This is a genomic window from Bradyrhizobium sp. (genome assembly GCF_019244115.1).
Classification (GTDB): domain Bacteria; phylum Pseudomonadota; class Alphaproteobacteria; order Rhizobiales; family Xanthobacteraceae; genus Bradyrhizobium.
The window spans coordinates 1-2,432 of record NZ_JAFATE010000165.1; the positions used below are offsets into that span (position 1 = coordinate 1).

Genomic DNA, 2,432 nt, shown 5'->3' on the forward strand with positions numbered 1-2,432 from the left:
GGATTGGATCGGCGCGCATGTCAGGGCGTTGGCCTTCATGGGCGGTGTGCCGGCGCAACTGGTGCCCGACAACCCCAAGGTCGGGGTCGATCGCGCCAACTGGTACGAGCCTGGCCTCAACCGCACCTATCTCGATCTGGCGACCCACTATCGCACTGCCATCCTGCCGACGCGGGCCCGCAAGCCGCGCGACAAAGCCAAGGTTGAGGTCGCGGTGCTCGTCGTCGAGCGGTGGATCCTGGCGCGCCTGAGAAACCGCCGCTTCTTCTCTCTTGCCGAGCTGAACCAGGCAATCGCCGAGCTGGTCGCCGATCTCAATGCGCGGCCAATGCGCCGCCTCGGCGTCAGCCGGCGCGACCTGTTCCTCGAGTTGGACCGTCCGGCATTGAAGGGGCTGCCAGCCGAACCCTATCAATACGCCGAGTGGCGGGTGCGCCGGGTCGGGCTCGACTACCACGTCGATATCGATGGGCATTACTACTCGGTACCGCATCGGCTGATCCGGCAGCAGCTCGACGCACGCATCACCGAGCGCACGATCGAGCTGTTCTGCAAGGGCGAGCGGGTCGCGGTGCACATGCGCGGCGCCGGCCGCGGGCGGCACACGACAATCCCCGAGCACATGCCGAGCGCGCACCGGCGCTATGCCGCGTGGACGATCGAGCGCATTGGCCTCGATGCGGCGGCGATCGGCCCCAGCACTGCCAAGTTGACGGCGCTGATCCTGGAAAGTCGGCCGCACCCCGAGCAGGGATACCGCGCCTGCATCGGTATCCTGCGATTAGCCCGGCATTACGGCGGCAAGCGGCTGGAAGCGGCTTGCAACCATGGGCTTGAGATTGGCGCCCGCTCCTACCGCTCGATCCAATCAATTCTCAAGCACGGGCTCGATCGGCGCCCACCCAGGCCGGCCGCGCAACGCGAGCTGCTGCTGGATCATCCCAACATCCGCGGTCCCCGCTACTACCATTGAGGAGGTGCTTCTTGCTGACCCATCCCACTATCGATCAGCTTCATCAGCTCGGGCTTACCGGCATGGCGCGCGCTTTCACCGAATTGGAGGCCAATCCCAAAAGCGCCGAGCTCTCGCACGCAGAATGGCTCGGCCTGCTGCTCGATCGTGAAGCCACCGACCGTTACGAACGACGGCTGCGGGCACGGCTACGCTTTGCCCGGCTGCGCCACCAGGCAGCGGTCGAAGATGTCGATTACCGCGCCGCCCGTGGTCTCGACCGCACACTCTTCCAGGCATTGATCGGCGGCCGTTGGATCGATCAGGCGCAAAACCTGATTATCGAAGGGCCGGCCGGCGTCGGCAAAAGTTGGCTGGCCTGCGCCCTCGGCCAAAAGGCATGCCGCGACAACCGCTCGGTGCTCTATCAGCGCATCCCACGCATGTTCGGCGATCTCGCCCTAGCACGTGGTGACGGCCGCTACCCGCGTCTGATGCGCGCGCTCGGCGGCGTCAAGCTGCTGATCCTCGACGATTGGGGTCTCGAGCCACTCGGGCCCGACCAGCGTCACGACATGCTGGAAATCGTCGAAGACCGCTACGGTCGCGGTGCCACGCTGATCACCAGCCAGATCCCAGTCGACCGCTGGCATGACTTGATCGGCGAGCCAACCCTTGCTGATGCCATCCTCGACCGCATCATTCACAACGCTCACCGACTGCAACTCAGCGGCGACAGTTTACGCAAGCCACAGGCGCCGAAAACCGTTGCCGCTTGACCCGATGCAACCGGTTATGGAGAGATCACCGCCGACCAGCCGGCGCTCCGCCACCCCGGCCGACATCAATCGGAACGGCCGGCCGACCTCGATCGGAACAGGTGGCCGACATCAATCGGAATGCCCGGCCGACATCATCGGAATCCGCAGTGATAGTCATCGGCAGCCCAAACTCGCACAATTCCCAGCGGCTGCGCGAGGTGGCCGAGCGCGCCTGCACCGGCCGTGCCATCCTGCTGCCTCGCGCGAATTCGCTGGACTGGTCGGTGCTGGACGGCGTCCGCACCCTCGGCCTCAGCGCCGGCGCCAGCGCGCCCGAGTCCCTGGTGCAGGAGCTGCTCGGCCGGCTGGCCGAGCGCTACGCGCTAAGCGTGGAGGAACGCCGGGTCGCGGAGGAGAGCGTGGTGTTCCGGCTGCCCGCGCCGCTGAACTAAGGTCATCGGGATAAACCGCCCAGTGAGCCACCAGTTGGACTGCGACGGAACGCGACCCGGACTCGCTCTCAAAAGACGGTCTTCAAGAGATGCTGGCGGTTTGGTCTGTTCGGCGCACGCTGGAAGCCCGCAACCGACAATGGTTTGACGGTTCGCTGACGGTGGATCGATGACCGTAGGGTGTTGGCCTAAGGACGAGGCCTTCGTATGCGCCGATTTCGGCAAAAAGGAGGACGCGCATGTCAATTTCCACCACCGCTCGGTTTG

3 protein-coding genes are annotated in these 2,432 nt (G+C 65.3%); all 3 read left to right on the plus strand.

What is annotated here, in order from left to right:
- Nucleotides 1–37: 37 nt before the first annotated feature.
- The 3 genes from JOZ76_RS07285 (at nt 38) to JOZ76_RS07295 (ending at nt 2,165) form a co-directional block, all read left to right on the plus strand.
- Nucleotides 38–973, plus strand: coding sequence for a Mu transposase domain-containing protein (locus JOZ76_RS07285; protein ID WP_441299990.1), 936 nt, complete (start codon nt 38–40; stop codon nt 971–973).
- Between the two features lie 11 nt (nt 974–984).
- The gene (gene istB / locus JOZ76_RS07290) at nt 985–1,731 is read left to right on the plus strand and encodes an IS21-like element helper ATPase IstB (protein ID WP_291697951.1); all 747 of its coding nucleotides are present in this window, start codon (nt 985–987) and stop codon (nt 1,729–1,731) included.
- Nucleotides 1,732–1,832: 101 nt separating this feature from the next.
- Nucleotides 1,833–2,165 (plus strand): hypothetical protein, encoded by a 333-nt coding sequence (locus tag JOZ76_RS07295; protein ID WP_291697952.1) that lies wholly within the window; start codon nt 1,833–1,835, stop codon nt 2,163–2,165.
- Nucleotides 2,166–2,432 lie beyond the last annotated feature (267 nt).

Excerpts from the sequence above, each read along its gene's own strand:
- JOZ76_RS07285 (WP_441299990.1), top strand. The coding sequence starts at position 38 with ATGGGCGGTGTGCCGGCGCAACTGGTGCCCGACAACCCCAAGGTCGGG.